Source organism: Methylobacillus draconifructus (assembly GCF_045984355.1).
In the GTDB taxonomy this organism is placed as follows: Bacteria; Pseudomonadota; Gammaproteobacteria; order Burkholderiales; family Methylophilaceae; genus Methylobacillus; species Methylobacillus flagellatus_A.
In genome coordinates this window covers 1-24,493 of record NZ_JBJQII010000007.1, presented here as the reverse complement: position 1 = coordinate 24,493, position 24,493 = coordinate 1, and the positions used below count along the sequence as shown (strand labels likewise).

25 protein-coding genes are annotated in these 24,493 nt (G+C 57.3%); 9 read left to right on the top strand and 16 right to left on the bottom strand.

The genetic code is table 11. The features are described 5' to 3' along the window. Window positions 1-2: 2 nt before the first annotated feature. The 3 genes from ACJSDX_RS13905 to ACJSDX_RS13895 form a co-directional block, all read right to left on the bottom strand. A complete protein-coding gene (locus ACJSDX_RS13905) occupies window positions 3-533 on the bottom strand; it encodes a DUF2796 domain-containing protein (RefSeq protein ID WP_407995199.1) in 531 nt (176 codons plus the stop codon). Between the two features lie 38 nt (window positions 534-571). Next, complete coding sequence (locus ACJSDX_RS13900) at window positions 572-1,318, bottom strand: ZIP family metal transporter (RefSeq protein WP_407995198.1); 747 nt, start codon at window positions 1,316-1,318, stop codon at window positions 572-574. A gap of 81 nt (window positions 1,319-1,399) precedes the next feature. Next, window positions 1,400-3,592 carry a TonB-dependent receptor gene (locus ACJSDX_RS13895; protein ID WP_407995197.1) on the bottom strand — a complete coding sequence of 731 codons (2,193 nt, stop codon included), beginning with the start codon at window positions 3,590-3,592 and terminating at the stop codon, window positions 1,400-1,402. Between the two features lie 156 nt (window positions 3,593-3,748). Here ACJSDX_RS13895 and ACJSDX_RS13890 point away from each other — a divergent pair, with 156 nt between their 5' ends. The 3 genes from ACJSDX_RS13890 (at window position 3,749) to ACJSDX_RS13880 (ending at window position 6,014) form a co-directional block, all read left to right on the top strand. After that, complete coding sequence (locus ACJSDX_RS13890) at window positions 3,749-4,510, top strand: PEP-CTERM sorting domain-containing protein (RefSeq protein ID WP_407995196.1); 762 nt, start codon at window positions 3,749-3,751, stop codon at window positions 4,508-4,510. Window positions 4,511-4,571: 61 nt separating this feature from the next. Next, a complete protein-coding gene (locus ACJSDX_RS13885; RefSeq protein ID WP_407995195.1) occupies window positions 4,572-5,393 on the top strand; it encodes a PEP-CTERM sorting domain-containing protein in 822 nt (273 codons plus the stop codon). Between the two features lie 348 nt (window positions 5,394-5,741). After that, window positions 5,742-6,014 (top strand): hypothetical protein, encoded by a 273-nt coding sequence (locus ACJSDX_RS13880; protein ID WP_309564647.1) that lies wholly within the window; start codon window positions 5,742-5,744, stop codon window positions 6,012-6,014. 428 nt (window positions 6,015-6,442) lie between these two features. Here ACJSDX_RS13880 and ACJSDX_RS13875 read toward each other — a convergent pair whose 3' ends face one another. Both ACJSDX_RS13875 and ACJSDX_RS13870 read right to left on the bottom strand, forming a co-directional pair. Further along, window positions 6,443-6,655 carry a DUF3820 family protein gene (locus tag ACJSDX_RS13875; RefSeq protein ID WP_407995194.1) on the bottom strand — a complete coding sequence of 71 codons (213 nt, stop codon included), beginning with the start codon at window positions 6,653-6,655 and terminating at the stop codon, window positions 6,443-6,445. A 3-nt stretch (window positions 6,656-6,658) separates the two neighbouring features. Further along, a complete protein-coding gene (locus tag ACJSDX_RS13870; protein ID WP_407995193.1) occupies window positions 6,659-7,045 on the bottom strand; it encodes a DUF4144 family protein in 387 nt (128 codons plus the stop codon). Between the two features lie 119 nt (window positions 7,046-7,164). On the opposite strand from ACJSDX_RS13870, the gene ACJSDX_RS13865 reads away from it, so the two are divergent. Then, window positions 7,165-7,494 (top strand): cupin domain-containing protein, encoded by a 330-nt coding sequence (locus ACJSDX_RS13865; RefSeq protein ID WP_407995192.1) that lies wholly within the window; start codon window positions 7,165-7,167, stop codon window positions 7,492-7,494. 36 nt (window positions 7,495-7,530) lie between these two features. On the opposite strand, the gene ACJSDX_RS13860 is transcribed toward ACJSDX_RS13865, so the two are convergent. Both ACJSDX_RS13860 and ACJSDX_RS13855 read right to left on the bottom strand, forming a co-directional pair. After that, complete coding sequence (locus ACJSDX_RS13860) at window positions 7,531-8,715, bottom strand: MFS transporter (protein WP_407995191.1); 1,185 nt, start codon at window positions 8,713-8,715, stop codon at window positions 7,531-7,533. Beyond that, window positions 8,712-9,218, bottom strand: coding sequence for a MarR family winged helix-turn-helix transcriptional regulator (locus tag ACJSDX_RS13855; RefSeq protein WP_407995190.1), 507 nt, complete (start codon window positions 9,216-9,218; stop codon window positions 8,712-8,714). The genes ACJSDX_RS13860 and ACJSDX_RS13855 overlap by 4 nt, the downstream gene beginning before the upstream one ends. A 167-nt stretch (window positions 9,219-9,385) precedes the next feature. Between ACJSDX_RS13855 and ACJSDX_RS13850 the strand changes: the two genes are divergently transcribed. Next, window positions 9,386-9,697, top strand: coding sequence for a hypothetical protein (locus tag ACJSDX_RS13850; protein ID WP_309564653.1), 312 nt, complete (start codon window positions 9,386-9,388; stop codon window positions 9,695-9,697). 1 nt (window position 9,698) lies between these two features. Here the strand turns inward: ACJSDX_RS13850 and ACJSDX_RS13845 are convergent, their stop codons facing one another. Together ACJSDX_RS13845 and ACJSDX_RS13840 are read right to left on the bottom strand one after the other, a co-directional pair. Then, a complete protein-coding gene (locus ACJSDX_RS13845) occupies window positions 9,699-11,039 on the bottom strand; it encodes a sensor histidine kinase (RefSeq protein WP_407995189.1) in 1,341 nt (446 codons plus the stop codon). Window positions 11,040-11,057: 18 nt separating this feature from the next. Further along, the gene (locus ACJSDX_RS13840) at window positions 11,058-11,756 is read right to left on the bottom strand and encodes a response regulator transcription factor (protein ID WP_287112190.1); all 699 of its coding nucleotides are present in this window, start codon (window positions 11,754-11,756) and stop codon (window positions 11,058-11,060) included. A 195-nt stretch (window positions 11,757-11,951) separates the two neighbouring features. Here ACJSDX_RS13840 and ACJSDX_RS13835 point away from each other — a divergent pair, with 195 nt between their 5' ends. After that, window positions 11,952-12,449 (top strand): Spy/CpxP family protein refolding chaperone, encoded by a 498-nt coding sequence (locus ACJSDX_RS13835; protein ID WP_287112032.1) that lies wholly within the window; start codon window positions 11,952-11,954, stop codon window positions 12,447-12,449. Between the two features lie 207 nt (window positions 12,450-12,656). Here ACJSDX_RS13835 and ACJSDX_RS13830 read toward each other — a convergent pair whose 3' ends face one another. From ACJSDX_RS13830 to ACJSDX_RS13805, 6 genes are all read right to left on the bottom strand, one after another. Beyond that, on the bottom strand, window positions 12,657-12,878 hold the full coding sequence (locus ACJSDX_RS13830) for a formate dehydrogenase subunit delta (RefSeq protein ID WP_405029480.1): 222 nt from the start codon (window positions 12,876-12,878) through the stop codon (window positions 12,657-12,659). After that, the gene (gene fdhD, locus ACJSDX_RS13825; protein WP_407995188.1) at window positions 12,875-13,711 is read right to left on the bottom strand and encodes a formate dehydrogenase accessory sulfurtransferase FdhD; all 837 of its coding nucleotides are present in this window, start codon (window positions 13,709-13,711) and stop codon (window positions 12,875-12,877) included. The genes ACJSDX_RS13830 and fdhD overlap by 4 nt, the downstream gene beginning before the upstream one ends. 2 nt (window positions 13,712-13,713) lie before the next feature. Then, complete coding sequence (fdhF, locus tag ACJSDX_RS13820) at window positions 13,714-16,563, bottom strand: formate dehydrogenase subunit alpha (RefSeq protein ID WP_287112034.1); 2,850 nt, start codon at window positions 16,561-16,563, stop codon at window positions 13,714-13,716. An 81-nt stretch (window positions 16,564-16,644) separates the two neighbouring features. Beyond that, entirely contained in the window at window positions 16,645-18,195 is a 1,551-nt protein-coding gene (locus ACJSDX_RS13815) for a formate dehydrogenase beta subunit (protein WP_407995187.1), read from the bottom strand. After that, window positions 18,192-18,662, bottom strand: coding sequence for a formate dehydrogenase subunit gamma (locus ACJSDX_RS13810; RefSeq protein WP_309564657.1), 471 nt, complete (start codon window positions 18,660-18,662; stop codon window positions 18,192-18,194). The genes ACJSDX_RS13815 and ACJSDX_RS13810 overlap by 4 nt, the downstream gene beginning before the upstream one ends. Before the next feature lie 555 nt (window positions 18,663-19,217). Further along, window positions 19,218-19,661, bottom strand: a complete 444-nt coding sequence (locus ACJSDX_RS13805; RefSeq protein ID WP_407995186.1) for a winged helix-turn-helix transcriptional regulator — start codon at window positions 19,659-19,661, stop codon at window positions 19,218-19,220. 97 nt (window positions 19,662-19,758) lie between these two features. On the opposite strand from ACJSDX_RS13805, the gene ACJSDX_RS13800 reads away from it, so the two are divergent. Next, window positions 19,759-21,042: an MFS transporter gene (locus ACJSDX_RS13800; protein WP_407995185.1), complete on the top strand. Its 1,284-nt coding sequence runs from the start codon at window positions 19,759-19,761 to the stop codon at window positions 21,040-21,042. Here ACJSDX_RS13800 and ACJSDX_RS13795 read toward each other — a convergent pair. Further along, window positions 21,011-22,420 carry a D-2-hydroxyglutarate dehydrogenase gene (locus ACJSDX_RS13795; RefSeq protein ID WP_407995184.1) on the bottom strand — a complete coding sequence of 470 codons (1,410 nt, stop codon included), beginning with the start codon at window positions 22,418-22,420 and terminating at the stop codon, window positions 21,011-21,013. The genes ACJSDX_RS13800 and ACJSDX_RS13795 overlap by 32 nt on opposite strands. A gap of 233 nt (window positions 22,421-22,653) precedes the next feature. Between ACJSDX_RS13795 and serA the strand changes: the two genes are divergently transcribed. Together serA and ACJSDX_RS13785 are read left to right on the top strand one after the other, a co-directional pair. After that, window positions 22,654-23,886 (top strand): phosphoglycerate dehydrogenase, encoded by a 1,233-nt coding sequence (gene serA / locus ACJSDX_RS13790; protein ID WP_407995183.1) that lies wholly within the window; start codon window positions 22,654-22,656, stop codon window positions 23,884-23,886. Window positions 23,887-24,256: 370 nt separating this feature from the next. Then, window positions 24,257-24,493 (top strand): hypothetical protein (locus ACJSDX_RS13785; RefSeq protein ID WP_407995182.1); only part of this gene is annotated, 237 nt, incomplete at its 3' end.

Here is a 24,493-nt window from a genome sequence, read left to right as displayed (position 1 = left end):
GCCTACCATGCGACCTGGTTTTGCCCTGGGGTGAGTCTGGTAATTTTCTGGATTTGCCCGGCCACGATCTGGACGTCGATCTTGTGCAGGTGGGGAAACCGCTCGAACAACTGCACGCTCAGCCTTTTCAATTGGCCTGGCTGTTTGCATTCATAGGCAAACTCGGCATCCAGGTCGGCATGATGGCTATCATGCTGGTGGATGTCATGTTCGAACAACGGGGACTCCAGGTCGATTGCAGTGTTTTCGCATTCTGCCTTGGCCGGCAACTCGAACAACTGGGCAGGTTTGGAAAGCTGTTTTTTTAACGCATCCACCGCTGCCTGCTCTTGCGAGTTGCGGGGGGCATGTTCAAAGCCCAGCAAGCTTTCCATAGGACTTTCCAGTGCAAGAATCAATGACCTGCCCTCAATGGCGATGTTCAATTTGGCGGCGCCGTGCACATGTGCATGCTGCTCGTGCGCGTGCGCAGGCGTTGTGATGAGCAACAGGCTGCCGACGCCATATATGAATAATCTGAAGTATGAATGCATAGGGCTCCTTCTTGATCCTGTCCACGCCAATAACGTGGTTAGTGGTGGTGAAGATGCTGGGTTGCCAACGACACTGCAACGCCGCCGATTATCAATGCAATCTGGACTGCGCCATCCTTCAATGAACGTTTACGCTGCAATTCCGGCACCAGGTCCGCGACGGCGATATAAACAAAGCTCGATGCCGCGATGACTAACATCACAGGAATTGCGGTTTGCATGGTACCCAATGACAGCCAGCCGAGAAAGCCGCCCAGCACCATGGCCGCGCCCGACAAGGCATTGAGCAATAGGGCACGGCTTTTTGACAGGCCGGCATTCAGCAATACCATGAAATCCGATACTTCCTGCGGTATCTCATGCATCATGACCGTCACCGCCATCGTCCAGCCCAACGCGGGATCTGTCAAAAACGCGGCGGCGATCAGCATGCCATCGACAAAGTTGTGCAATCCGTCCCCGATCACGATCATGGACACCGTTTGATCAAGGATGACCGCGCCATGCGCATGCTGATGGTCGTGTCGCCATAATGCCATTTTTTCCAGCAAGAAGAACGCCAAGATGCCAGCCATCAATATCCAGCCGGCATCATCGGGCGATAAGCCCGATTCGATCGCCTCGGGCAAGATGTCGGTCAAGGCAAAGGCCAGCAATATCCCGACGGCGAATGCCACCATCTTGTCCGCGACCCGAGCCAGGACGGTGAGCGAGACGATAGATGAAATCAGGACTGAAACGACGCCACCCAATAGCGTGGCAATGAAGATGGAGAGCAGAAGCATTGAGTGACGGAGCTGATTAAAGTGTAGAGAATGAGATTGAGTGTTCGTTGCCTTGGTTCGTGCGATGTTTTGGGCAGGCCGTCAAAGGTCGATCCGCATGCCGATCTCGATATTGCGGCCCAGTTCCGGCGTGTAATAGCGCAGGAACGAGGTGCTGTTGCGGATTTCCGCATTGGTGATATTGCGCATGTTGATGAACAGGTCGCCGGTGAACCAGTTGGATACTTCAATACTACGGCGTAGCGCGATATCGACCTTGTTGTAACTGTCGGTGCCGGGTTCCGGCATCATTTCGTCGCCTTCGCCTGTTGGCATCGTGCCAGTGCGCGTCTGCGCGCGAACATGGGTCAGGCGGATATCGCCATCCCATTTCCCTATGCCTGCCTGTATCAGCAAGCCATGGCGGGCAGGCGTGAGGCGCGGCACGTGGGTGTTGTCGTCCAGCATGCCGCGCACCTGATCGGCAAACACGCTGGCGCGGAATTTGCGCATGCCGGGGATCTGCAGGGGTAAGCCAACTTCAGCCTCGTAACCGTAAAAGCGCGCATCCTGCTGTTCGTATCGCATATTAAACATGCAAGAACCATCACACTTTGCTCTCCCTGTTTTCGGATAGTAGAATCCGCTCTCCATCAGAATCATAAACCCATAATTCTGTTGGTAAATATAATTCTCAGCAGAGTATTTGAACAGGTTGAGGTTGGTATCCAACTTACCGAGTTTTTGCTGCAGGCGTATATCCCAGCCATTCAGGGTTTCTGTTTCTAAATATCCGTTACCCACATCATATGTTTTAGTCGCCAGATGTGGCCCAAATGCCGCAAGCTCCTGGATATCAGGCGCCCGTCTGGCGATCCACCGGTTGATGGTGATGCTGCCGGTTTTATAGGTACGCTTCAATGCCAATGTATAGCTTTCGGGACTGAATTCCTTCTTTATTGCAGGGTTAGTTCTTGGAATAGTGCCAATATGAACAGGCTGGACATCGGCATTGATCTTACTTTTCTCTTTGCGAAAACCAAACTCCAATTGCCAGGGATTGAAATCGAGCGTTTCAATTAGGTAAAAACCTTTGGTATCTATCTTCGACTCCGGTACAAATGCTTCCACACCCAAGGCCGAGAAATCGCGATTGATGCCATGGAAGCCTAACGTACCGGTGAGGTTTGGGAACAAGCGGTGGTTGAATTCCAGCCGATGTTCAATGACATCATTGTTGAAGCGGGTCTGTGCTATGCCGCTGCTGAGCTCATCGTGATGGTAGCGGGATTTGCCGATGCGCAACGCAATGCTTTCCAGCCACTCATATGGCAAAAATAACTCGCCTTTGAGATCGATGCGCTCCTGCTCCATGTCGATGCGTACGCGTTCCGCATCGACAACCGGAGCGCCGGGGTGGCTATGAGGGAGGCCCATGGGGATGCCATAGTTGTTGGCATAGTGGCTGAGCGAAACGCCCATGTAGCCCATCTCGCCAAAGATACTGGCACCGACACTGCCCCCCTTGCTGCGGGCATTGGTATTGCCTGTGTATCCATGAGTATTTTTGTCGCCTGGAGGTTCCATCCACATATAGGCGAGTGCAGCTTCATCAATGGCCATGCCTGGCACGTGAATATCGTTGCTCTCCCGCCCGTGCACATCGGCATGGAAAGCCACCTGGCCTGCCTTGGTGAGCAGTTCGGTCGCCATGATGCGCTCGTCATGGTTGGTATTGAAGCGCAACTGCGTAGTGACCTTGGTCTTGGCCGGCAAGCGCTCGGGAATGCGCCCGTCCGTGATTTCCACCGCGCCGCCGATGGCGCCGCCGCCGTTGCGTATCGTGGCCGGACCGCGCAATACCTTGATTTCCTTTGCCAACAGGGATTCCACCGTGGTGCCGTGGTCCGGGCTCATGGCGGAGGCGTCATGCGTGCCTACGCCGTTGACCATGACCCGGGTGCGCGGGCCATGCTGCCCGCGGATCAGCGGCAGGCCCACGTTCGGGCCGAATGTGGCGTTGGCCACGCCCAGTTCGTCCTGCAGGGTGGCCCCCAGCGTCGCCGCGCTTTTCAGCATCAGCTCCTTGCCGGAAAGCGTGCTAGACGGATCCAGCGAGTTGGTCAGTTCTTCCGGCGCAGCCTGTACTTCAATGGCGTCCAGCACAATGGAAGGGCCTTCTTCGCTTGCCTTTTCTGCCGCGAATGCCAGTACCGATAGAAAAGCGCCGGGAAAAGCCAGGGAAACCAGTGCGGCAAGGCGGCAGGAGCGTGAGGGGTCGACAGGGGGACGCACATCTAAACCAATAAATTATCTGAAGTTTTCATGATTGCAATCATTGTAATGCTACCAAGTTGCATTGTGCAACAGTGTTGTATATCATGGATTACGGTTCAGATAGTGTATCTGGATGGGAATTTATATCTTCTTGTTTATAAAGGGAGTAATACCATGCGTCATTTGATCGCAACTATGTTTGTAAGCGCGAGCTTGTTCAGCGGGGCTGTATTTGCAGAGGACCTGCATGCAGGTGATATCATCGTGACACTGAACAATGGCCAGTTCGAGGTGGGTAGCGCTGACTCAGGGCTGCACTATCAGGAAGGCACCGGCTATGCCATTTTCGAGGGCGATTTCCGCGATTTTGCCCGCGGTCCTTACGCGACAAGCAATCCTGGCTTTGATAGCCCCACCAATAGTTTCGCCCCTGATACCATCATTGGTTATCAGGCCATTGGCAACTTGTGGTCTTGGACTGGCGATGTTTGGACCAATGTGGTCAACAATGGTGAAAGCATCAGCGTTGCAGGTGCCTATGGCGAAACCACCACATGGGATGTGAATGGTATCAATGGTGATACTTTTGGCCTGATTGGCCAAGCCGGTTCCACAGGCAAGATTCACTCTCATCTCGACTTTAGTATCAGTTCAGCTTCAGGTTCTCCAACTGATGGCATTTACTTCATTACCCTGCAATTGGTTGAGCTCGAGTTGCAAGGCAACCAGTTGGTGCTTTCCGATAACGGCTATCTATCTTCCAATCCCTTCTATCTCGTGCTTAACAACGGCTTGAGCGCCAGCGATGCCCACCATGCGCTCCACGACCTGCAAGATAACCTGGTTGTGGCTGTGCCGGAGCCAAGCACTTATGCCATGTTCCTCGCCGGTCTGGGCTTGATGGGTTGGCAATTGCGTCGTCGTCAACAGGCTTGAATCCTGTGAGAAAAGCACCCCCAGGGGTGCTTTTCTTTAAGTCATGATTGGGGAGTAAGCAATGATCAAATCTTCTATATTGGCACTCGCCATGTTGGGCTATGCCACCTTTGCCCAGGCTGTGCATTATGATGTGCGGGTCGATACCAGCAACGGTCCGGTTGCCGGCAGCAAAATCGACATCGATTTTTATGGTGATTTCGACCTAGCGGGCAAATTACCTGTCGATACCCAAACCGGTTACAAGATTTTCCCGGGATATTTTGACGATCTGGAAGGCGGGCCACGACTGACTGACGACCCGGGGTTCCAATCCTTTGCCAATACTTTTAAGTATGGTGAAGAGGTGCATTTCAGGGCGCTCGGAACCCTTTCATACTGGGATCCGAGCACCGGGCTCTGGGGCGATGCTGCCAGCGGCGCAACGGTGACGCTTTATGGTGCCATTCCAGCAGATGTTTTTGTCAATTACATGTTGAACCCACGTAATCCCACTTATGCGGCACAGTACAACTACTATGCAGGAGGCACTGTTTACAGTGCCGACGGCATCAGTGGGCCGCAAACGGCTGCGATCGATGCCGCCAGCCAGAATGGGACTTTCCATTCCCATCTGGATTGGGCGCTATCCAGTTCCGCACCGGCAGGGGCTTACCTTCTGACGCTGCAGATATGGTCGCCGGCCATGGAAAACGGCGAGCAGAAATACATAGACTCGGACCCTTTCCATGTATTGTTCAAGTCTGCCGGCATTACGCAGGCGCAATATGATGAAGCCTTCAACCTGCGCATTGCGGCGGCGGTGCCTGAGGCTGATACCTGGGCGATGCTATTAGTCGGCTTGATGCTGATGGTCGGCTGGCGCCTGAAATTAAAGCGGTAGCCGGTTTGCCTGTTGAGCCCCACACCTGATCTTGGGTGTGGGTTTTAATATAGATACCTTTAGTTATGTCCTAGTCTAGGGTATTACCATTCCAGGTTTCCTAAACTCCTTTCATTCGGCTCATCCACTGCAATAAATTTGCAGTTCCTACATCAAGCCCGGATTTGCTGCGTTGCTTTCATGCAACTGGCGGGCATTGCTTCAATTTGCCCGGTTTTACACTGCGTGCAGAAGCGTATCGGACTAGTTCTTGTGACATATTATTGTCATGTAGATGACATCAAGCTAGGTTAACTTCCTTGTTTCAGGCTCAACGATGAGCTTCGGTTTTTGCAAAGGAGATTGATCATGAGAGCTTATACATACCAGGCAGAGTATTTCACCAAGGCATCGGAGCTGAGCGACAAAAAGGCGGAGCGCCTGTTGTCCCGCATGAGCGTGCACCTGCATTCCCAGTTGGTGCGGGAGGGCTATTCGCGCCAGGAGATACTGGCGATCCAGCTGCAGATCGAGGACGATCAATTGCGGGACTGGCGAGAACGTGTTGCACAAGTGCGCCGGCAGGATCAGCTATGGCTGGAGCAAAACGCGCATTTGGCTAATAGGGCGTCTCTCAACTGAGTTCATTTCTGCTGCTGATGCTGTTGAATAAACATCATAAAATATATGTTTCAATTCGGCGTCATGTCGACGTCTCTTTTTAGAGACAGAGTTTTATTGTTAAAAAACATGCGTTTAGATTTATATTATAAAGCGTAGTAGGTAGATTGCGTCTCTTTTTGGAGACATGTCGCCAGTGGGCAGGTTGGGGCAAATAATATTTATTATTATTTTAATCAATGAGTTATTAAGTTTGGCATGGAAAGTGCTTACTGATGAAGTGAAGTACCAGCCCGTTCATAGGGCTATCTAGAGTCCAAGCCATCCCCCCCTGGCGGAAGACTCAAAATCCAACGCCGGGCTTTTTGCCCGGCGTTTTCATTTCATATGATCGACATCATTCCGGTTGCATGCTTGGGATAAGCGGCTTGGAAAGCCTGGCAAGCGGATTATGGCGAGCGCAAAGGCGTGAGCAGGCCGGAGAGGCCGTTGTGGTCCAGCTCTTGCATCAAGGCCAATAGGCGTCCAATTTCACCAGGGGGGAAGCCTTCGCGGGCAAACCAGTTGAGGTAGTTCCCGGGCAGGTCGGCAATCAACCGTCCTTTGTATTTGCCGAAAGGCATGGTGCGGGTGACCAGCAACTCTAAGTCGCGAGTGTCCATCGATTACGCTTTCACCAGGCTGGAGAGGAGGGCGATGGCCGAGGGGATGTCAGGCGCGCCGAGTTTTGGCGTGCAGCAAATACCTTCCAGCGAGGCGTGGGCGCGGATCAACATCAGGACTTCCGCCAACGAGGCGGAGCCTGCCGCAGTTAGGCGCTTGTTCCTATCCAGATCAAAAATCTTCCCTTCCGCATCGATGAGCTTTGCTGATGTGGAGCCTGTTTGCCATGCCTCGAACGTACCCGCATCAGGAATGAACTCAAGCTCGGCATCGCCATGATGCTGGACCAATGCCGGCCATACGGGCGGTTGTGCAGTCGCAAGCGTCATCAGGCGTTCTTCAGTATTGATCGGCCCGCCGCGGGCAGGAAATTGGGAACTTGCTGGCATTGTGAAGGCATGGGCGTTACCATAACGGCTTTTTGCTCCTGTTATCCAGGAACATGATTTTAAAACGCCTCTTTCAATATTGGAACAATATTGAAAGGGGCAACACTGAAAGTATATCAATGAGCAAGATCGTGATTGAAAGCAAGCCGTCCGCCGCCCGCCTGGAGCAACTGGGAGTCAGCAAGTGGCCGACCTGGTCCAAGGAAGTCTCGACATTCCCATGGGTGTTCCCCGAACAGGAAATTGCCTATGTGCTTGATGGGGAAGTGGTGATTACGCCTAACGATGGTGGCGCACCCGTGACTTTCCGCAAGGGTGACCTGGTCACTTTCCCTGCAGGCCTGCGCTGCACATGGGAAGTCAAGCAGCCCCTGCGCAAGCATTACCAGCTGGACGGCACCCTCATCGGTCGCATTTACCGCCGCATCAAGCTGTTCTTCACACGTTAAGTGTCACGCCGGCCTGTGGATTCCATGCAGGCCGGCCTACCCCTGGCACTCATTTTTCATTCCCTGCCAATGCACGCGGTATCGTGCATAGTGCTTGGGATCGAATCCCACGGCCAGCCAGATTGCCACGGCAAAGACGGCTGCCAAGCCTATCCAGACTAGCCCGAAATGATGCATGGTGTCCCTCATGACGCCTGCCAGCATGGGCAATATCCCGGCGATCAGGTAGCCAACCCCTTGCACGCGAGCGGTGACGATGCCGGCTGCTTGTGCGTCCTCCAGGTGATCCATGCAGATGATCAGGCTGAGCGGGAACAACGCGCCGACGCCAACACCCGCTAGGACAACGCCGAGCCATGCGGCATTTGGCCCTGCGTTCAGGCAGAGCATTCCCGCGATCGCCAGCAGCAATGCCAGGATGACCCAGGGACGCCTATCTGCCGACCTTGCCGCCAGTTGCGACAGCACCAACCCCGAGACGACTTCAGTGGCGCTCAGCAGGGCGAGCGCCAGCCCGGCTTGGGTGGGAGGATAGCCGAGGTCGAGGAAATGCGGCGGCAGCCACGCCAGCATGCAGGTAAAGCCGGAGGTGCCCAGGCCGAAGAAAACCGCCAGGCGCCAGAAACGCCCGGGCGTTAGCGATGACGTATCGGCAACGGCGCCTTGCGGCGGGATGACGGGAACCAGCCGAAGGAACATCAATAGGGCGGGGGCGGCCAACCATCCCCAGCTGCCCAGCGCCAACGCGGCACCGGCATGCTCGAGCAATATGGGAGCGCCTGCGGCCGAGATGGCCGCCCCTGCCATGATGGCGGAGACGTAGATGCCCATGAATGAGGCGGTATGCCCAGGCCACTGCCGTTTGATGACAATCGGTAGGAAAGCCTGCGCCAGCGCGATGCCTAGGCCCGCCATGACGGCAGAGGCGATCATGGTTGCCGGGCTGTGGTCTATCAGCCTGCATAGGGTGCTGATGCCCAGGATGAGCAGTGCGAATGAGATCAGCCGCCGTAAGTCTGCAAGTCGCAAAAGCCGATGGCTCGTGAGCGCTCCCAGCCCCATCATGATGATCGGCACACCGTTCAGTAACGAGATCCAGCCATAGGATAGCTGCCACTGGTGGAGTAGGTAATCGGTCAGAGGCCCTATGGTGGCCATGATGGGGCGCAGGTTGATCCCCAGCACTACCAACATCACGACGATGAGCACATTGCGCCTCATTGCGATTGCTCCAAATGCAGTAGTAATTGGCGCAGGCCTTGATTGATAGCCTCCCTTTCATGTTCCTGAACCGGACTCAGGGCGGAAGATAGCTTGGCAAGATAGCGTTCGAGCAATGGCTCGAATAGCATCCTGCCATCCGCCGTTAGTTTGACCACGGTGCTGCGCTTGTCTTGAGCGTCTGGCGTACGCTCCACCAATCCTTTGGATTCCAGGGTGTCCAGCCGGTTGGTCATGGCGCCCGAGGTAATCAGCAGACGCTGGTAAAGCGCGGTCGGGGACAGCGTCCCGCCGTTGCGGTAGAGCGTGGCGATGACATCGAACTCCCCTTGGTTCAACCCTACATCATTGATGACCGGCATGATGTCCTTCATGAGCAGGGTGACGGTGCGCAACAGCCGCGTCGCCAGCTCCATATCGCGATAGTCGCGCCCGGGGCTGATGTTTTCCCAATTCGCGATCAGCTGGTCGATATGGTCTTGGGCGGAGGATTGGCTTCCCATAATATCTCGATGTTAAGTTAATTTATCTTGATATTAAGATAAAATCTCCTGGCCAGCCTATCAGTATTCTCCTACGTCAACTTCAGGTGCTTCCTACTGCGCATCAGGTGCCGCTCAAGCATGATGGCGCCTCCTCAATCACATCAAGAATAAATCGGGAAGCTTGTATGGAACTGTTCAAGGTATGTGTTGCGTTTGACGACGGCGGGGATATCTACCTGAGTGATGCTTTCGAGCACCAGGATGATATTTGCCTGGCGCTCGACTGGCATATGGGGCCTGCGCGGGACAGGAATCATCCCGAGCGCGTAGTGCGCCTGCCCAAGGAGCAACTCAAGGCCACTACCGATTCACTGCATTATGAATACCTGCTGCCTAGGTCGCTGCCAGCGCAACTGCGAACCGCGAGGCATGCGGCAGAAGTGCCCGCTGGCTACGCGGTGGAATTCAGCCCCAATTACATTTTTACCCTGCAATAACTCACGAAGACGCGGTGATGGCTAATGGGAAGGTGCAGCGTACGCATAGACCGCCATCATCGCAATTGCTGAGCGAAATGCTCCCCTGATGGTGTTCGATGGCCCGCTTGGCAATCGCCAAGCCCAGGCCATAACCGATATGTCCTGCCTTGTCCGTGCCGCGCACGCGGTAGAAAGGCTGGAATACCGACTCCACTTCCGTTTCCGGCAAGCCTGGGCCATGGTCGCGCACTTCCACCGTCACGGAATGATGCTCCTGCCTGATGGATACCTCGATCGGTTCGCCGGCCTGGTTGTACTTGAGCGCATTGCGGATGATGTTCTCGAACGCGCGGCGCAGCAATTCGTAATGGCCGTGCAATATCACTTCGTTCGACGCATGGAACGCGATATTGCTGCCGACGGCTTGCGCCTCGAAATTGGCGTCCTGGACAATGGTGGCGAGCAGGTCATTGAGGTTGAGTTTCTCGCTGCTTTCGCTGCTGATGCCAGATTCCAGGCGCGAAAGCGTCAGCATCTGGCCGAGCAGTTCGTCCAGCCTCTCAGTTTCACGTTCGATGCGGCTCAGTGCCGAGGCCAGCTTGTCCGGCTGCTGCTGGGCCAGGCCCACCGCAAGCCGCATGCGGGCGACCGGCGAGCGCAGCTCATGCGAGACATCGTGCAACAGCAGGCGTTGGGCATCGAGCAGGGTTTGCAGCCGCGTTGCCATATAGTCGAAGTCTGCGCCCAGCTCTATCAGTTCATCGTTGCGATTGCCAAGCTCCGGACTCACCCGGGTGCTCAGGTCGCCCTCGGCAAGCCTGCGGCTGGCCTGGCGCAAGAGCTTGATTGGGCGGCTCAGGTAGAGCGCAAACCCCGCGCTGAACAGCAGGCTTGCAAGCAGGGCGATGAAAATCTGCAGCTGCAGGTTGTAGCGGGGCGGGCCTGCAGAGTCTGCGCTATCGGCCGGGATGAAGAGGATGTATTGCTTGCCGTCGCTGGACTGCACGCGCCGCACGCTGGGGATGGGCGGCGTTTGGTCCAGCGCATGGATGGCTTGCTGCAGGGTTTCGGGCCGGACCGTGCGGTTGAGGATATCCTCATGGTCCTGGCCTATCACCAGGACGGTCGGCACCTTGTGCCCGGGCCAGTTATCGAACAAGGCCTTGGCGCCCGCTTCCCCGCCGTATTGCAGGGCATTGGCGGTGATGCCGACAACGAAATCCGCCCTGCGGTCGCGCAGGAAGCCTTCTTCGCCGGAAGGGTTTCTTTCATTCAGGTAGATTGCACCGCCAACGCCTGCGACCGTTACCAGCAACGTCAGTGAGAATCCAAGAAATATTTTCCAGAATAGCTTGCCCATGGATATTGTCCGGTCAGGTTAACCCGCGATGAACTGGTAGCCGACGCCTCGCACGGTCTGGATCGGAGAGCGTCCGTCTTCCAGCAGGCCCAGTTTTTGGCGCAGGTTGCTGACGTGCACGTCTACGCTGCGGTCATAGCGGCTTTCCGGCCGCCCCAATGCCTGTGTGAAAAGGTCGGCTTTGCTGACGACGCGCCCGGCATGGCGGGCCAGGACTTCCAGCAGGGCGTATTCGCTGGTGGTGATGTCCAGCGGTTCGCCTTTCCACTCGATAATGCGCTCGGAAGGGTAGATGGCGATTTTGCCGACGCGAGTGATGTTGGGCGTGCTCTGGCTGTGCAGGGCTTCGTCACGCACAACGACGCGGCGCTGTATGGCGCGCAGGCGCGCCACGAGCTCGCGCGGATTGAATGGCTTGGACAAGTAGTCGTCCGCCCCCAGTTCCAGGCCCACGATACGGTCTATCTCGTCGCCCTTGGCCGTGAGCATGATGACCGGGATCTGGCTGCTGACGCGGATCAAGCGCAAGGTGTCGAAGCCGTTGAAGCGGGGCATCATCACATCCAGCACCACGAGATCGTATTCGCCGGAAAGGGCGAGGCGCGCACCTTCTTCCCCGTCATGGGCGATCGTCAATGTGAAGTCCTCGGCCCCCAGGTATTCTTCCATCATCTGGCAGAGTTCGACGTCATCATCGATGAGCAGGATACGTAGCACTGTGTTCACCTTTCACTTCTTTAACATTGCAAACGGCATTCTGCCGCAGGCTTTATAGCAGGAATCAGCATCTTACAAAGTTTTACGCACAATTACACCGATTTGACCAAAGGCAACAAACATTTAGCCGAGGTCTGGATCATAGTATGCAGACAAGGTTAATTGTCGTTCTTCACAACCAAAGGAGCATTCATCATGATCAAGCCACGCAAATTCCTGGTTCCATCCCTTATCCTCGCTTCCTCCCTGCTGGCAATGAATATTGCAGTGCATGCCGAGTCGGGGCATGGCGACAAGAAATGTGACAAGGATAAAAAGCATGCCGCGTTTGGCGAGCATCGCGGTTTTTCCGAAGGGCGTTTCCTGGAACGCAAGCTCAGCAAGCTGGACCTGAGCGGCGAGCAGCAAACCCAGGTGAAGCAGATCGTCGATAAGCAGAAGCCGGTGCTGGCTGAAAAGCGCCAAGCTTTGCACGCTTCATTCAAGGCCCTGGCTTCAGCTTCCGCGAATGATCAATACGATCAAAAGAAAGTGCAGGAGATCGCCAGCGAACAAGCCAAGCTGCAAGCGGATTTATTGGTGTTGCGCAGCAATACGCTGCATGAGGTTTACCAAGTGCTGACGCCCGAGCAAAAGCAGAAATGGGCCGAATTCCAATCTAAGGTACGCCCCAAGCATGATGAAAAGGCTTAAGAAGAGGTGGCAAGATAACACTCTTAAGCATCAATTCACTATGTAATAAAAATGCCCGGTCTGCGCCGGGCATTTTTATTGAGCAGGGCAACCTTGGAGCGGCTAACAGAACTCAGCGAAGCGATCCTGGCTAGGCGCTCTGCCGCAGTCAGTACAAGCAGTACGGTAAGGCAGGGCAACGGCGCGAGGAGAGTGTTGTTGGCGCTCTTAATGAAGATGTTCCCTGATGGCGCTTGATACCAGGGGATTGAGGCCGCTATCCGGATGCTCGCCGATATGCTGCAGGATCTGCTGGCGCATCTGGGGCGCCCAGAAACGCTGCAAATGGCTCGCAATATCCTTCTTCGCCTGTTCATGGTCAGGATAGGAACGGAAGAAATCCCCGATTTGGTTGGCCATCTTCACCAACTGCTCGATGTTCATGCTCATGCCAGCTCCTTGTGTAACAAACGTTCCGCGACGCTATAAACGACATGCTGCTCCTTGCGGGCGAATCCTACCAGGGTCAGGCCGCAGCCCTGGGCCATGCGGATCGCCAGCCCGGTGGGCGCGGAGATTGCCACCAGCATGGGAATATCTGCGCTGGCGGCTTTCTGCACCATTTCGTAGCTCGCTCGGCTGGAAGTCAGCACAAACCCCTCGCGGGACAACTGCCGTTCGGCGATGGCGCCAATCAGTTTGTCGAGGGCATTGTGCCGCCCGACATCTTCCCGCACCAGCAGCACCTTGCCTTCCCGGTCCGCCCAGGCCGACGCGTGGGTCGCACCTGTCCTGCCCTGCAATGCCTGCTGGGCCTGCAATTCGCGCTGGGCACGGTATATGGCTTCGGCATCGAAAGTGATATCCGCAGCCTGTATCCTGCGGGGCACCCTGATGGCCTGGTCCAGGCTTTCCGAACCGCAAAGGCCGCAGCCTGTGCGTCCTGCCATGCTGCGCCTGCGTTCCTTCAGGTGGACGAAATTCTCGCTGGCGATTTCCATCTGCAGCTCGATGCCATTGACGCGCTCGACGATGTCGATGCCGTACAGCTCTTTCGGGTCGGACAATATGCCCTCGCACAGCGAGAAGCCGAGCGCGAAATCGGTCAGGTCGTCCGGCGTGGCCAGCATGACGGCGTGCGATATGCCGTTGTAGATCATGGCGACCGGCACTTCCTCGGCGACCTGGTCCTGCAGTTCACGCAGTTCGCCATGCTCGTACTTGAGCACCGTCACACGGCTGTCGGTCGCTTCCGCTTCAATCAAGAACTCTGATGCATTCATCCTTATTCCACACGGGCTGTATCCCGTTGTTTGACCAGGGCAATCTGCTCGTCGCTGAATTCCTGGTAGTGGCGCTGCCAGTCTGACAGCTGCGACACACGGGTGACCTGCACCGCAGTGACCTTGAATTCAGGGCAATTGGTTGCCCAGTCCGAGTTATCGGTGGTAATGACGTTGGCGCCAGATTCCGGATGGTGGAAGGTGGTGTAGATCACGCCGGGCTGCACGCGCTCGGTAATCTTGGCATGCAGCACGGTGTTGCCCGCACGGCTGGTGATTCCCACCCAGTCGCCATCCTTGATGCCGCGGTCTTCCGCATCCTGGGGGTGGATTTCCACCACATCCTCGGGATGCCAGGCGACATTGTCGGTGCGGCGTGTCTGGGCGCCTACGTTGTATTGCGACAGTATACGCCCGGTGGTGAGGATGAGGGGGTACTTGCCGTTCACCTTTTCCGAGGTAGGCACGTACTCCGTGATCATGAAACGGCCTTTGCCGCGCACGAACTCATCCACGTGCATGATGGGCGTGCCGTCGGGATGCTCCTCGTTGCATGGCCATTGGACGCTGCCCATTTCGTCCAGTTTCTTGAAGCTGACGCCGTGGAAGGTCGGCGTGAGGCGCGCGATTTCGTCCAGGATTTCCGAGGCATGCTGGTAAGGCATCGGGTAGCCCAGCGCTTCGGAAAGCAGGGCGGTGATCTGCCAGTCCTCATAGCCGTTCTTCGGCGTCATCACGCGGCGCACGGGCGAGATGCGGCGCTCGGCATTGGTGAATGTGCCGCTCTTTTCCAGGAAGGAGCAGCCGGGTAGGAACACGTGGGCGTACATCGCGGTCTCGTTGAGGAACAGGTCCTGCACGATCACGCATTCCATGGAGGCAAGCGCATGGGTGACGTGCTGGGTGTTGGGGTCGGACTGGGCGATGTCCTCGCCTTCGCAATACAGCGCCTTGAAGCTGCCGTCGATCGCGAAATCGAGCATGTTGGGGATGCGCAGGCCGGGTTCGTTGTCGAGCGGCCTGCCCCAGGCGGCCTCGAACAAGGCGCGGGTAGCGTCGTCCGACACGTGGCGGTAGCCCGGGAACTCGTGCGGGAACGAGCCCATGTCGCAGGAGCCCTGCACGTTGTTCTGGCCGCGCAGCGGATTGACGCCCACGCCTTCGCGCCCGATGTTGCCTGTAGCCATCGCGAGGTTGGCGATGCCCATCACCATCGTCGAGCCCTGGCTGTGCTCGGTGACGCCCAGGCCGTAGTAGATCGCGGCATTGCCACCCGTCGCGAACAGGCGCGCGGCGGCGCGGATGTCGGCGGCGGGTACGCCGATGGCTTCCTGCATGGATTCCGGCGAATGTTCGGGCTGCGCGACGAATTCGCTCCAGTACTGGTAGGAATCCCACTCGCAACGCTCCCTGACGAAGGCTTCGTCGGCCAGGCCTTCGGTGACGACCACATGCGCCATGGCGGTGATCAGCGCGACATTTGTGCCTGGGCGTAGTTTCAGGTGGTAATCCGCCTTGACGTGCGGGCCGGATACCAGGTCGATCGCGCGCGGATCGGCGATGATGAGTTTTGCGCCCTCGCGCAGCCTGCGCTTCATCTGCGAACCGAATACCGGGTGGCCGTCGGTCGGGTTGGCGCCGATGACCATGATCACGTCGGATTTCATGATGGAGTCGAAAGTCTGCGTGCCGGCGGATTCGCCCAGGGTCTGCTTGAGGCCGTAGCCGGTAGGCGAGTGGCAGACGCGGGCGCAAGTATCGACGTTGTTGTTGCCGAAAGCGGCGCGCACCAGCTTCTGCACCAGGTAGGTTTCCTCGTTGGTGCAGCGCGAGGAGGTGATGGCGCCTATGGAATTGCGTCCATGCTTGGCCTGGATGCGCTTGAGCTCGCTGGCGGCGTAGCCGATCGCTTCCTCCCAGCTCACTTCCTGCCATGGGTCGTGGATGCTCTTGCGTATCATCGGCGTGGTGATGCGGTCGCGATGGGTGGCATAGCCCCAGGCGAAGCGGCCCTTGACACAGGAGTGGCCGTGGTTGGCGCCGCCGTTCTTGTCCGGCACCATGCGCACCACCTGCTCGCCCTTCATCTCGGCGCGGAACGAGCAGCCGACGCCGCAGTAGGCGCAGGTCGTGATGACGCTGTGCTCGGGCTGGCCGTGCTCGACCACGGTTTTTTCCATCAATGTCGCGGTGGGGCAGGCGGCGACGCAGGCGCCGCAGGAGACGCATTCCGAATCGAGGAAATTGTCGAAATTGCCTGCGGCAACCTTGGAGTCGAACCCGCGGCCCTGGATTGTGAGCGCGAAGGTGCCTTGCGTTTCCTCGCAGGCGCGCACGCAACGCGAGCAGACGATGCACTTGGAGGCGTCGAACTGGAAATAGGGGTTGCTGATATCCTTGCCGGCGGCCAGGTGGTTTTCGCCGTCATAGCCGTAGCGCACTTCGCGCAAGCCCACGGCGCCGGCCATGTCCTGCAGTTCGCAATCGCCGTTGGCGGAGCAGGTGAGGCAGTCCAATGGGTGGTCGGATATATAGAGTTCCATCACGCCGCGGCGGATGTCGGCCAACTTGGGCGTTTGCGTATGCACCTTCAGCCCTTCATCGACCGGGGTGGTGCAGGAGGCGGGATAGCCGCGCCTGCCTTCGATTTCCACCAGGCAGAGCCTGCAGGAGCCGAACGGCTCCAGGCTGTCCGTGGCGCAGAGCTTGGGAATGCTTACCCCTGCCTCCATCGCGGCGCGCATGATCGATGTGCCTTTGGCGACCGTCACTTGCATGCCGTCAATTTCCAGCGTGACTTGCTGCTCAGTTGTCCGGCTCGCTGGGGTGCCGTAATCCGCTTGCTTGTCCATCACTTTCTCCTCTTGACCACTTTGGCAAACCCCGGTTTTTATGTGGGGCAGGGTGGTTTGCCGGATGTTTGCTGCATTAACTCATGCCGCGCGTTCCTTCTTGCTCACGCCAAAATCCTCGGGAAAATGGTTGAGCGCGCTCAGAACCGGGTAGGGCGTCATGCCGCCAAGCGCGCAGAGCGACCCGTTCAGCATGGTATCGCTGAGGTCGCGCACCAATGCGATGTGCTTGGCGTGATCGGTGCCTGCCATGATCTTGTCCATGACTTCCACGCCGCGGGTGGAGCCGATGCGGCATGGGGTGCACTTGCCGCAGGATTCCACGGCGCAGAATTCAAAGGCATAACGCGCCATGTGCGCCATATCCACGGTATCGTCGAAGGCGACGATGCCGCCATGGCCCAGCACGGCCCACAGTTTGCCGAATTCCTCGTAATCCAGCGGGGTGTCGAATTGCGATTCCGGCAGGTAGGCGCCCAGCGGGCCGCCGACCTGCACGGCCTTGATCGGCCTGCCGCTGGCGGAGCCGCCGCCGTAGTCGTACAACAATTCGCGCAGGGTGACGCCAAAGGCTTTTTCCACCAGGCCGCCATGCTTGATATTGCCTGCGAGCTGGATCGGCAACGTGCCGCGGGAGCGGCCCATGCCGTAGTCGCGGTAATAGACGCTGCCCTTGTCGAGGATGATAGGCACGCTGGCGAGGGAGATGACGTTGTTGATGATGGTCGGCTTGCCGAACAGGCCGGAAATGGCGGGTAGCGGTGGCTTGAAACGCACTAGCCCGCGCTTGCCTTCCAGGCTTTCCAGCAAGGCGGTTTCCTCGCCGCAGACATAGGCGCCTGCGGCACGGCGTACTTCCAGGTAGAAATCATGCCGGCTGCCGAGAATGCCCCGCCCGAGATAACCTGATTCATAGGCGCTCTTGATCGCCAGGTTGAGCGCGGCGATCGAGTGCGGGTATTCCGAGCGCACATAGATATAACCTTGCGTGGCGCCGACGGCAATGCCTGCGATCGTCATGCCCTCGATCAAGACGAAAGGGTCGCCTTCCATGATCATGCGGTCGGAGAATGTCCCCGAGTCGCCTTCGTCTGCGTTGCACACAATGTATTTTTGCTCGGCTGGCGCTTCCAGCACCGTCTTCCACTTGATGCCGGTCGGGAAAGCGGCGCCGCCACGCCCGCGCAGGCCGGAATCGGTGACCTGCTGCACAATATCTTGCTGCGCCATGTCAATCGCGTTGCGCAGGCCTTTGTAGCCGTCATGGGCAATATAGTCCTGCAGCGACACCGGGTCGGTGATGCCGACGCGCGCAAAGGTCAGGCGCTCCTGGTGTTTCATCCAGGGCAGCTCCTCCGTTGGGCCCAGGCTCAGCGTGTGCTGTCCGCCATCAAGAAAGCCTGCGTCAAACAGGGATGCCACCTGGTCAGGCGTGACGGGGCCGTAGGCGATGCGCCCCGCACTCGTTGCTACTTCGACCAACGGCTCTAGCCAGAACATGCCGCGTGAGCCATTACGGATGATATTCAGGGGAATGTTGCGCGATTCGGCTTCCTTTGCGATGGCTGCGGCCACCAGGTTGGCGCCCAGCGAAAGCGCGCTGGAATCGCGGGGAATGTAGACGGTATTCATGGATTCTCCCTCCGTGCGTCGGCGAGAAGGGATTCGACTTGCTGGGGGCTGACGCGGCCGTAGATTTCGTCATCGAGCATGATGGCGGGAGAGCAGGCGCAGTTGCCGAGGCAGTAAACGGGTTCGAGCGTGATGCTGCCGTCGCTGGTGGTTTCATGGTAGTCGATGCCCAGCGAGGACTTCACATGGGTCTCCAGCGCGCCGCAACCCATGGCCTGGCATGACTCGGCGCGACATACCTGCAGGACATGCCTGCCTGGCGGCTTAGTGCGGAAATGGTGATAAAACGTCACCACGCCATGGACTTCCGCGACAGAGAGATTAAGCGCCTTGGCGATCAAGCCGTAGCACTCTTCCGGGATATAGCTTAAATCGTCCTGAATCGCATGCAACAAGGGCATTAACGCACCGGCCATGTGTTGATGCGATTCGATGTGCGATTTAATGCGTGCCATCTGGTCATGCATTACTTTCTCCTCGAATCCACCAGAACCTGTTCAAGGTCTTTTATCGGTACGCATGACTTCAAAACGCGTCCGATCAAGACGCAGTCCGCAGAGGATGCTTACTGCCCTCGTCAAGGACTGCAACGCAGAGCGGGCGCGTTTTCAAGCCATGCCCTGCGGGTTGATCCGGTAAGGCAGCCGCTGCTGCGTTGCAAATCCTCGCCGTGCTATCAGCACGCCTGTGGTTTGCGCCTTGCTTCGGCTGCCTTACCGGATCAACGTATCCCATAATAAAGACCTTGAACAGGTTCTAACTACGACTACGTTATTGTTATGCTTGCTTTGCTTATAGTACGAACTATATACCGAATTGTACACAGGAAGACAATAAAAACTACCATGCACAGTAGGGCTATTTTCAGCCGTAAATAACGGCTTTCAGGTCAATTATTGCGGTGGTTCCAGCGATATCTCGTGAAATCCATCCGCTGAGCCCGCTATACCCGACCGTGTAAAAATAAGACAGCAATATTCGGCAATGGTTTGAAATTGGCTTGCGTCAGTATGCTGATGCTGTCACAGCTTCTGCACTTCCGTTTCGCTCGGCATCAGGACATTGCCGTCACCGGCTTGCGGGACCATATAAGCGATAGGCTGCTTGGTTTTTCGGTCGATCAGCAGGGAGTGATGTTCTTCCTGGGTAAACAAATGGCGTTCTCCCCATTGCCGCAAGGCCACCATCACTGGAAACAGGCTTTCTCCCTTGGGCGTCAGTACATATTCCTGATAGGCAGTGCCATCTGAAGCCGGCCGGGTTTGCAGGATGCCTGCATCGACCAGCCGGCGCAGACGGTCGGACAGGATGTTGCGGGCCACGCCCATGCTGCGCTGGAAATCGCCGAAGCGGTGCATGCCGTCGAAAACGTCACGCACGATGAGCAGCGACCAGCGGTCGCCAACCACATCGACGGAGCGTGCTACGGGGCAGGTTTCAGGTTTTTTTGGCTTGCGGCGAGGCATGGTGTTCCCTTCGTCGGGATATCTGAATTCAAGTTGCATTTTAAAACTAGATTATCTACCATTCAATGAGTTTTATTTTGAAACTAGATTGATGGTAATGAAGCATCCCGTCTTAATTCCCGCATCGATGCGCCATGACAATCCGATGGAACCGCCAGCGCGCATGTCGTCGAGCATGGTCTTGCTATTCGCTATCGCCAGCGGGCTGAGCGTAGCCAATGTGTATTATGCCCAGCCGCTGCTGGATGCGCTGGCCCTGGAATTCGGCATCAGCCATGCGGCGGTCGGTGGCGTGGTCACCGCAACGCAAGTCGGCTGCGCCCTGGCTTTGCTGTTCCTCGTGCCGTTGGGCGACTGGGTGGATCGCCGCCGTCTCATGATCGTACAGTTGCTATTGCTGGTGGTGATGCTGGGCATGGTGGGGTTGGCGCAATCCGTCATCGTCCTGTTGGCGGGCATGCTTGGCGTCGGCTTGCTGGGCACGGCAATGACGCAAGGGCTGATTGCCTACGCGGCTTCTGCCTCCGCTTCACATGAGCAAGGGCGAGTGGTTGGCGCGGCGCAAAGCGGCGTATTCATCGGCCTGTTGCTGGCTCGCGTATTCGCTGGCGGTATCAGCGACCTGGCCGGTTGGCGAGGTGTGTATTTCTGTGCTGCGGCGTTGATGCTGGTTCTCGCATTGCCGTTATGGCGGGGGCTGCCAGCGCTGCCTGTTATCTCTGGTACCTTGAGCTACCCGCGCCTAATTGCTTCAATGCTGGTTTTGCTGCGGGATGAGCGGGTATTGCAGATTCGCGGCATGCTTGCGATGCTGATGTTTGCCGCCTTCAATATCTTCTGGGTTGCGCTGGTGCTGCCGTTGAGCGCGCCGCCTTATGGTTTTTCGCATACCGTGATCGGCGCTTTCGGGCTGGTAGGCGCAGCGGGCGCCCTGGCTGCTGCCCGTGCCGGCCAATGGGAAGACCGTGGATTCGGCCAGCGTACCACTGCCGCCGCGCTGGCGGTATTGCTGCTGGCATGGTGGCCGCTGTCGTTGATGGAGTGGTCTTTGTGGGCGCTGGTAACCGGCATTGTGCTGCTGGATATCGGCGGGCAGGCGCTGCATGTCACCAATCAGGGCATGATCCTGCGCACCCGCCCGGAGGCGCATGGCCGGCTGGTCGGGCTTTATATGCTGTTCTACGCGGTCGGCAGCGGGCTGGGGGCGATCGGCACGACCGCCATATATGCTTCTGCAGGCTGGCAAGGCGTGTGCATCCTCGGAGCCGGGGTCAGCTTGCTGGCGTTGGTGTTCTGGGCCGCAACGCGGCGCTACATGCCGGAGGCGCCCCGTGCTGAGCCGGGTTGCGCTACAGGTCGAAGATCTTGCCCGGATTCATGATTCCATTCGGGTCGAATACCTTCTTCAGTTCGCGCATATAGCCGATCTCGACCGGGTCGCGGGTGTATGCGAGGTAGTCTTTCTTGGTCATGCCCACGCCATGCTCGGCGGAAATCGAGCCGTTGTATTTCTGCACGGTCTCGAAGACGAACTGGTTGACCACCTTGCATTTCTCGAAGAACTCGTCCTTGGTCAGGTCGGCTGGCTTGAGGATGTTGAGGTGCAGGTTGCCGTCGCCGATATGCCCGAACCAGCAGACTTCGAAGTCCGGGTAGTTGTCGGCCACGATCGTGTCGATGTCGGCAATGAACGCGGGCACGTGGGTGATCAGCACCGAGATGTCGTTCTTGTACGGTGTGAACGGCGCAATAGTCTCGGAGATGCCTTCGCGTAAATGCCACAAGGCCTGGGCCTGGGCTTGCGACTGGCTCATGACGCCGTCGAGTATCCAGCCTTGTTCCATGCAGTGCTCGAATATCTGCATGGCGTCGTCGACCACGGCCTCGAAGCGGCCCTCGAATTCGAGCAGCACATATAGCGGGGATTCGGTTTCAAAAGGGCGCGCCGCGTGACCATGAGCGAGGACTTTCTCCAGCGCCACCTGGTTGAAGAACTCGAATGCGGTGAGGTCTATGCGCTGCTGGAACGCATGCAGGATAGGCATGACCGCTGCAAAGTCGGGCACGCTCAGTACCAGCACCTTAAGGTCCTGCGGCTGCCGCGTGAGCTTGATCTCGGCCTCGGTGACGATGCCCAGCGTGCCTTCGGAGCCGATGAACAATTGGTGCAGCGCGTAGCCGGTGGCGTTCTTGATCATGCCCTTGTTGAGGCGCAGGATGTCGCCCTTGCCGGTGACCACGGTCAGTCCCAGCACCCATTCGCGCGTCATGCCGTAGTGGATCACCTTGATGCCGCCGGCATTGGTACCGATGTTGCCGCCCATCTGGCTTGAGCCGGCAGCGGCGAAGTCCACGGGGTAGTAAAGGCCTTGTTGCTCGGCATATTGCTGCAATTGCTCGGTGACTACGCCTGCCTGTATGCGCACCAAACGGTCGGCATGCAGGAAGGACAAGACCTTGTTCATGCGGTCCAGGCTGATGACGATCTCGCCATTGGCGGCGACTGCCCCGGCAGAAAGCCCGGTACGGCCGCCGCTCGGGGTGACGGGAATATTGTATTGGTTGGCCAGCTTGATGATGGCTTGCACTTCCTCGGTGCTGCCGGGAAAGACGATGGCGGATGGACGGGGATCGAAATGCTTGGTCCAATCCACTCCCCAGCTTTTCAGGCTGTCTTCATCAGTCTTGACGCGTTGTTCGCCTACGATGGTCTGCAATTGTTCCAGAAGGGAGGAGGGAAGGCTGGCGGGTGCATTCATCAAACATTTACCTGTGAAAATGGCATTAAAAACGTCAATGTAAAATAGTCAACGGTCAAGCGACTTAAGCAGCTATTCTAGCAGTTTTATAATTGATATTGATTCCCGATCTCAGTTTTATCCGTGCTGCCTGCATTTGCGCTCGACGGGGCCGTATCCCTGATTTGATAGGGGTTTAATAAGTTTGCCGGTATGCTACGATCACTGATTTTTGGCCTTTTACCGGAGCCGTAATGACCCAACAACTTTCCCTGCCAAAAGACAAGATCCGCTTTTTGCTGCTTGAAGGCGTGCACCAGAACGCCGTGGACGTGTTGAACGCCGCGGGTTACCGCAATATCGATTACCGTAAGACCGCGCTGGACGAAGACGCGCTGATCGAGGCGATCAAGGATGTGCATTTCCTTGGCATTCGTTCCCGCACCCAGGTCACCGGCCGCGTGCTGGATGCCGCCAACAAGCTTACCGCCATCGGCTGCTTCTGCATCGGCACCAACCAAGTGGACCTGGACGGCGCGCTGGAGCGCGGCATCCCGGTATTCAACGCGCCTTACTCCAACACCCGTTCCGTAGCGGAGCTGGTGCTGGCGCAGACCATCCTGCTGCTGCGCGGCATTCCCGAGAAGAATGCGCTGGTGCACAAGGGCGGCTGGACCAAGTCGGCAGAAGGTTCGTTCGAGGCGCGCGGCAAGACATTGGGCATCGTGGGTTACGGTTCCATCGGTTCGCAATTGTCCGTGCTGGCGGAAAGCCTGGGCATGAAGGTGATCTACTTCGACGTGATCGCCAAGCTGCCATTAGGCAATGCACGCCAGGTCGGCACGATGGAAGAGCTGCTGTCGCAGGCGGATGTCGTCTCCCTGCACGTGCCGGAACTGCCTTCCACCATGAACATGATGCGCGCCGAGCAGTTCGCGCAGATGAAGAAGGGCGGCATCTTCATCAATGCGGCCCGTGGCACCTGCGTGGATATCGACGCGTTGGCAACGGTGATCGAATCCAAACACTTGGCAGGGGCGGCGATCGACGTGTTTCCCGTTGAGCCCAAGAGCAATGACGAAGAGTTCCTCTCCCCGCTGCGTCCGTTCGAGAACGTCATCCTCACCCCGCATATCGGCGGCTCGACCCAGGAAGCGCAAGCCAATATCGGCATCGAGGTCGGCGAGAAATTCGTGCGTTATTCCGACGCAGGCTCCACGATCACGGCCGTGAACTTCCCAGAAGTCTCCATCCCGCAACAGCCCGGCACCCATCGCCTGTTGCACATCCATCGCAACGTGCCGGGCGTGCTGTCGGCCGTGAACAGCCTGTTCGCGCGCAACAACATCAACATCGCGGCGCAGAGCATGATGACCAAGGGCGATATCGGCTACATGATCATGGATGTGGAGGCCTCGGCTTCCGATGCCGCGATCGAGGCGTTGCAGACGGTTGAGGGGACATTGCGGACTCGTGTACTCTATTAAAGCTGTGAAACAGCGCGCTTGAAGCGTGCAGGCACTTTGCGAACCCTTGGCTTTTGCCAGGGGTTTGTTGTTTATGGGGTTTTAGCTTGTTGTTCAGTGGAGTGCGCACCTCTTAAAACCAAGGGCGAGCGTAGCGAAGCCAAGTATGGGTTTGACGTTGTTCCCGTCTGGCTGCGCCGAGTAGCGGAAATCTGTCTGGAAAAAGAGCTTGCGTCTGTCTGAGCGCAGCGAGTTCAGCAAGCTCCCAGACAGATTGAGCAACGCAGGGAACCGGGAGCTTGCTCCCGGCGCAGACTCCGGGGTCGCCTTTTGTTTGGTTACTTTATTTTGGCGAAGCAAAATAAAGGGACTCGCTGACAAGCGAAAGGCAATGGGTCAATCACCTGCGATAGGAGTCAAGACCATTGTTCCTTCAACAACCCAAATCCAATCCCATCAAGCTCAACGATTTTCCGTCTTCATCAAAACTGCGATTGGCGCGAGGATGGGTTTCGCCCCGCCGGGCGAGTATCTTTCTTTTGTTTCGCCAAAAGAAAGATACGAAAGAAAAGGCGACCCGATTGTCTGCGACCCGGAACGTTGTTCCGGGCAACCTGCGTTGCTCGCT

What these genes read in the sequence shown, in the direction of transcription:
- ACJSDX_RS13890 (WP_407995196.1), top strand. Translation starts at nt 3,749, where the DNA reads ATGCGTCATTTGATCGCAACTATGTTTGTAAGCGCGAGCTTGTTCAGC.
- ACJSDX_RS13815 (WP_407995187.1), bottom strand. Translation starts at nt 18,195, where the DNA reads ATGAATACCGTCTACATTCCCCGCGATTCCAGCGCGCTTTCGCTGGGC.
- ACJSDX_RS13865 (WP_407995192.1), top strand. Translation starts at nt 7,165, where the DNA reads ATGAGCAAGATCGTGATTGAAAGCAAGCCGTCCGCCGCCCGCCTGGAG.
- ACJSDX_RS13875 (WP_407995194.1), bottom strand. Translation starts at nt 6,655, where the DNA reads ATGGACACTCGCGACTTAGAGTTGCTGGTCACCCGCACCATGCCTTTC.
- ACJSDX_RS13860 (WP_407995191.1), bottom strand. Translation starts at nt 8,715, where the DNA reads ATGAGGCGCAATGTGCTCATCGTCGTGATGTTGGTAGTGCTGGGGATC.
- ACJSDX_RS13830 (WP_405029480.1), bottom strand. Translation starts at nt 12,878, where the DNA reads ATGAGCATGAACATCGAGCAGTTGGTGAAGATGGCCAACCAAATCGGG.
- fdhF (WP_287112034.1), bottom strand. Translation starts at nt 16,563, where the DNA reads ATGGACAAGCAAGCGGATTACGGCACCCCAGCGAGCCGGACAACTGAG.
- ACJSDX_RS13795 (WP_407995184.1), bottom strand. Translation starts at nt 22,420, where the DNA reads ATGAATGCACCCGCCAGCCTTCCCTCCTCCCTTCTGGAACAATTGCAG.
- ACJSDX_RS13870 (WP_407995193.1), bottom strand. Translation starts at nt 7,045, where the DNA reads ATGCCAGCAAGTTCCCAATTTCCTGCCCGCGGCGGGCCGATCAATACT.
- ACJSDX_RS13835 (WP_287112032.1), top strand. Translation starts at nt 11,952, where the DNA reads ATGATCAAGCCACGCAAATTCCTGGTTCCATCCCTTATCCTCGCTTCC.
- ACJSDX_RS13855 (WP_407995190.1), bottom strand. Translation starts at nt 9,218, where the DNA reads ATGGGAAGCCAATCCTCCGCCCAAGACCATATCGACCAGCTGATCGCG.
- ACJSDX_RS13905 (WP_407995199.1), bottom strand. Translation starts at nt 533, where the DNA reads ATGCATTCATACTTCAGATTATTCATATATGGCGTCGGCAGCCTGTTG.
- fdhD (WP_407995188.1), bottom strand. Translation starts at nt 13,711, where the DNA reads ATGAATGCATCAGAGTTCTTGATTGAAGCGGAAGCGACCGACAGCCGT.
- ACJSDX_RS13800 (WP_407995185.1), top strand. Translation starts at nt 19,759, where the DNA reads ATGAAGCATCCCGTCTTAATTCCCGCATCGATGCGCCATGACAATCCG.
- ACJSDX_RS13810 (WP_309564657.1), bottom strand. Translation starts at nt 18,662, where the DNA reads ATGCATGACCAGATGGCACGCATTAAATCGCACATCGAATCGCATCAA.
- ACJSDX_RS13805 (WP_407995186.1), bottom strand. Translation starts at nt 19,661, where the DNA reads ATGCCTCGCCGCAAGCCAAAAAAACCTGAAACCTGCCCCGTAGCACGC.
- ACJSDX_RS13885 (WP_407995195.1), top strand. Translation starts at nt 4,572, where the DNA reads ATGATCAAATCTTCTATATTGGCACTCGCCATGTTGGGCTATGCCACC.
- ACJSDX_RS13850 (WP_309564653.1), top strand. Translation starts at nt 9,386, where the DNA reads ATGGAACTGTTCAAGGTATGTGTTGCGTTTGACGACGGCGGGGATATC.
- serA (WP_407995183.1), top strand. Translation starts at nt 22,654, where the DNA reads ATGACCCAACAACTTTCCCTGCCAAAAGACAAGATCCGCTTTTTGCTG.
- ACJSDX_RS13900 (WP_407995198.1), bottom strand. Translation starts at nt 1,318, where the DNA reads ATGCTTCTGCTCTCCATCTTCATTGCCACGCTATTGGGTGGCGTCGTT.
- ACJSDX_RS13880 (WP_309564647.1), top strand. Translation starts at nt 5,742, where the DNA reads ATGAGAGCTTATACATACCAGGCAGAGTATTTCACCAAGGCATCGGAG.
- ACJSDX_RS13845 (WP_407995189.1), bottom strand. Translation starts at nt 11,039, where the DNA reads ATGGGCAAGCTATTCTGGAAAATATTTCTTGGATTCTCACTGACGTTG.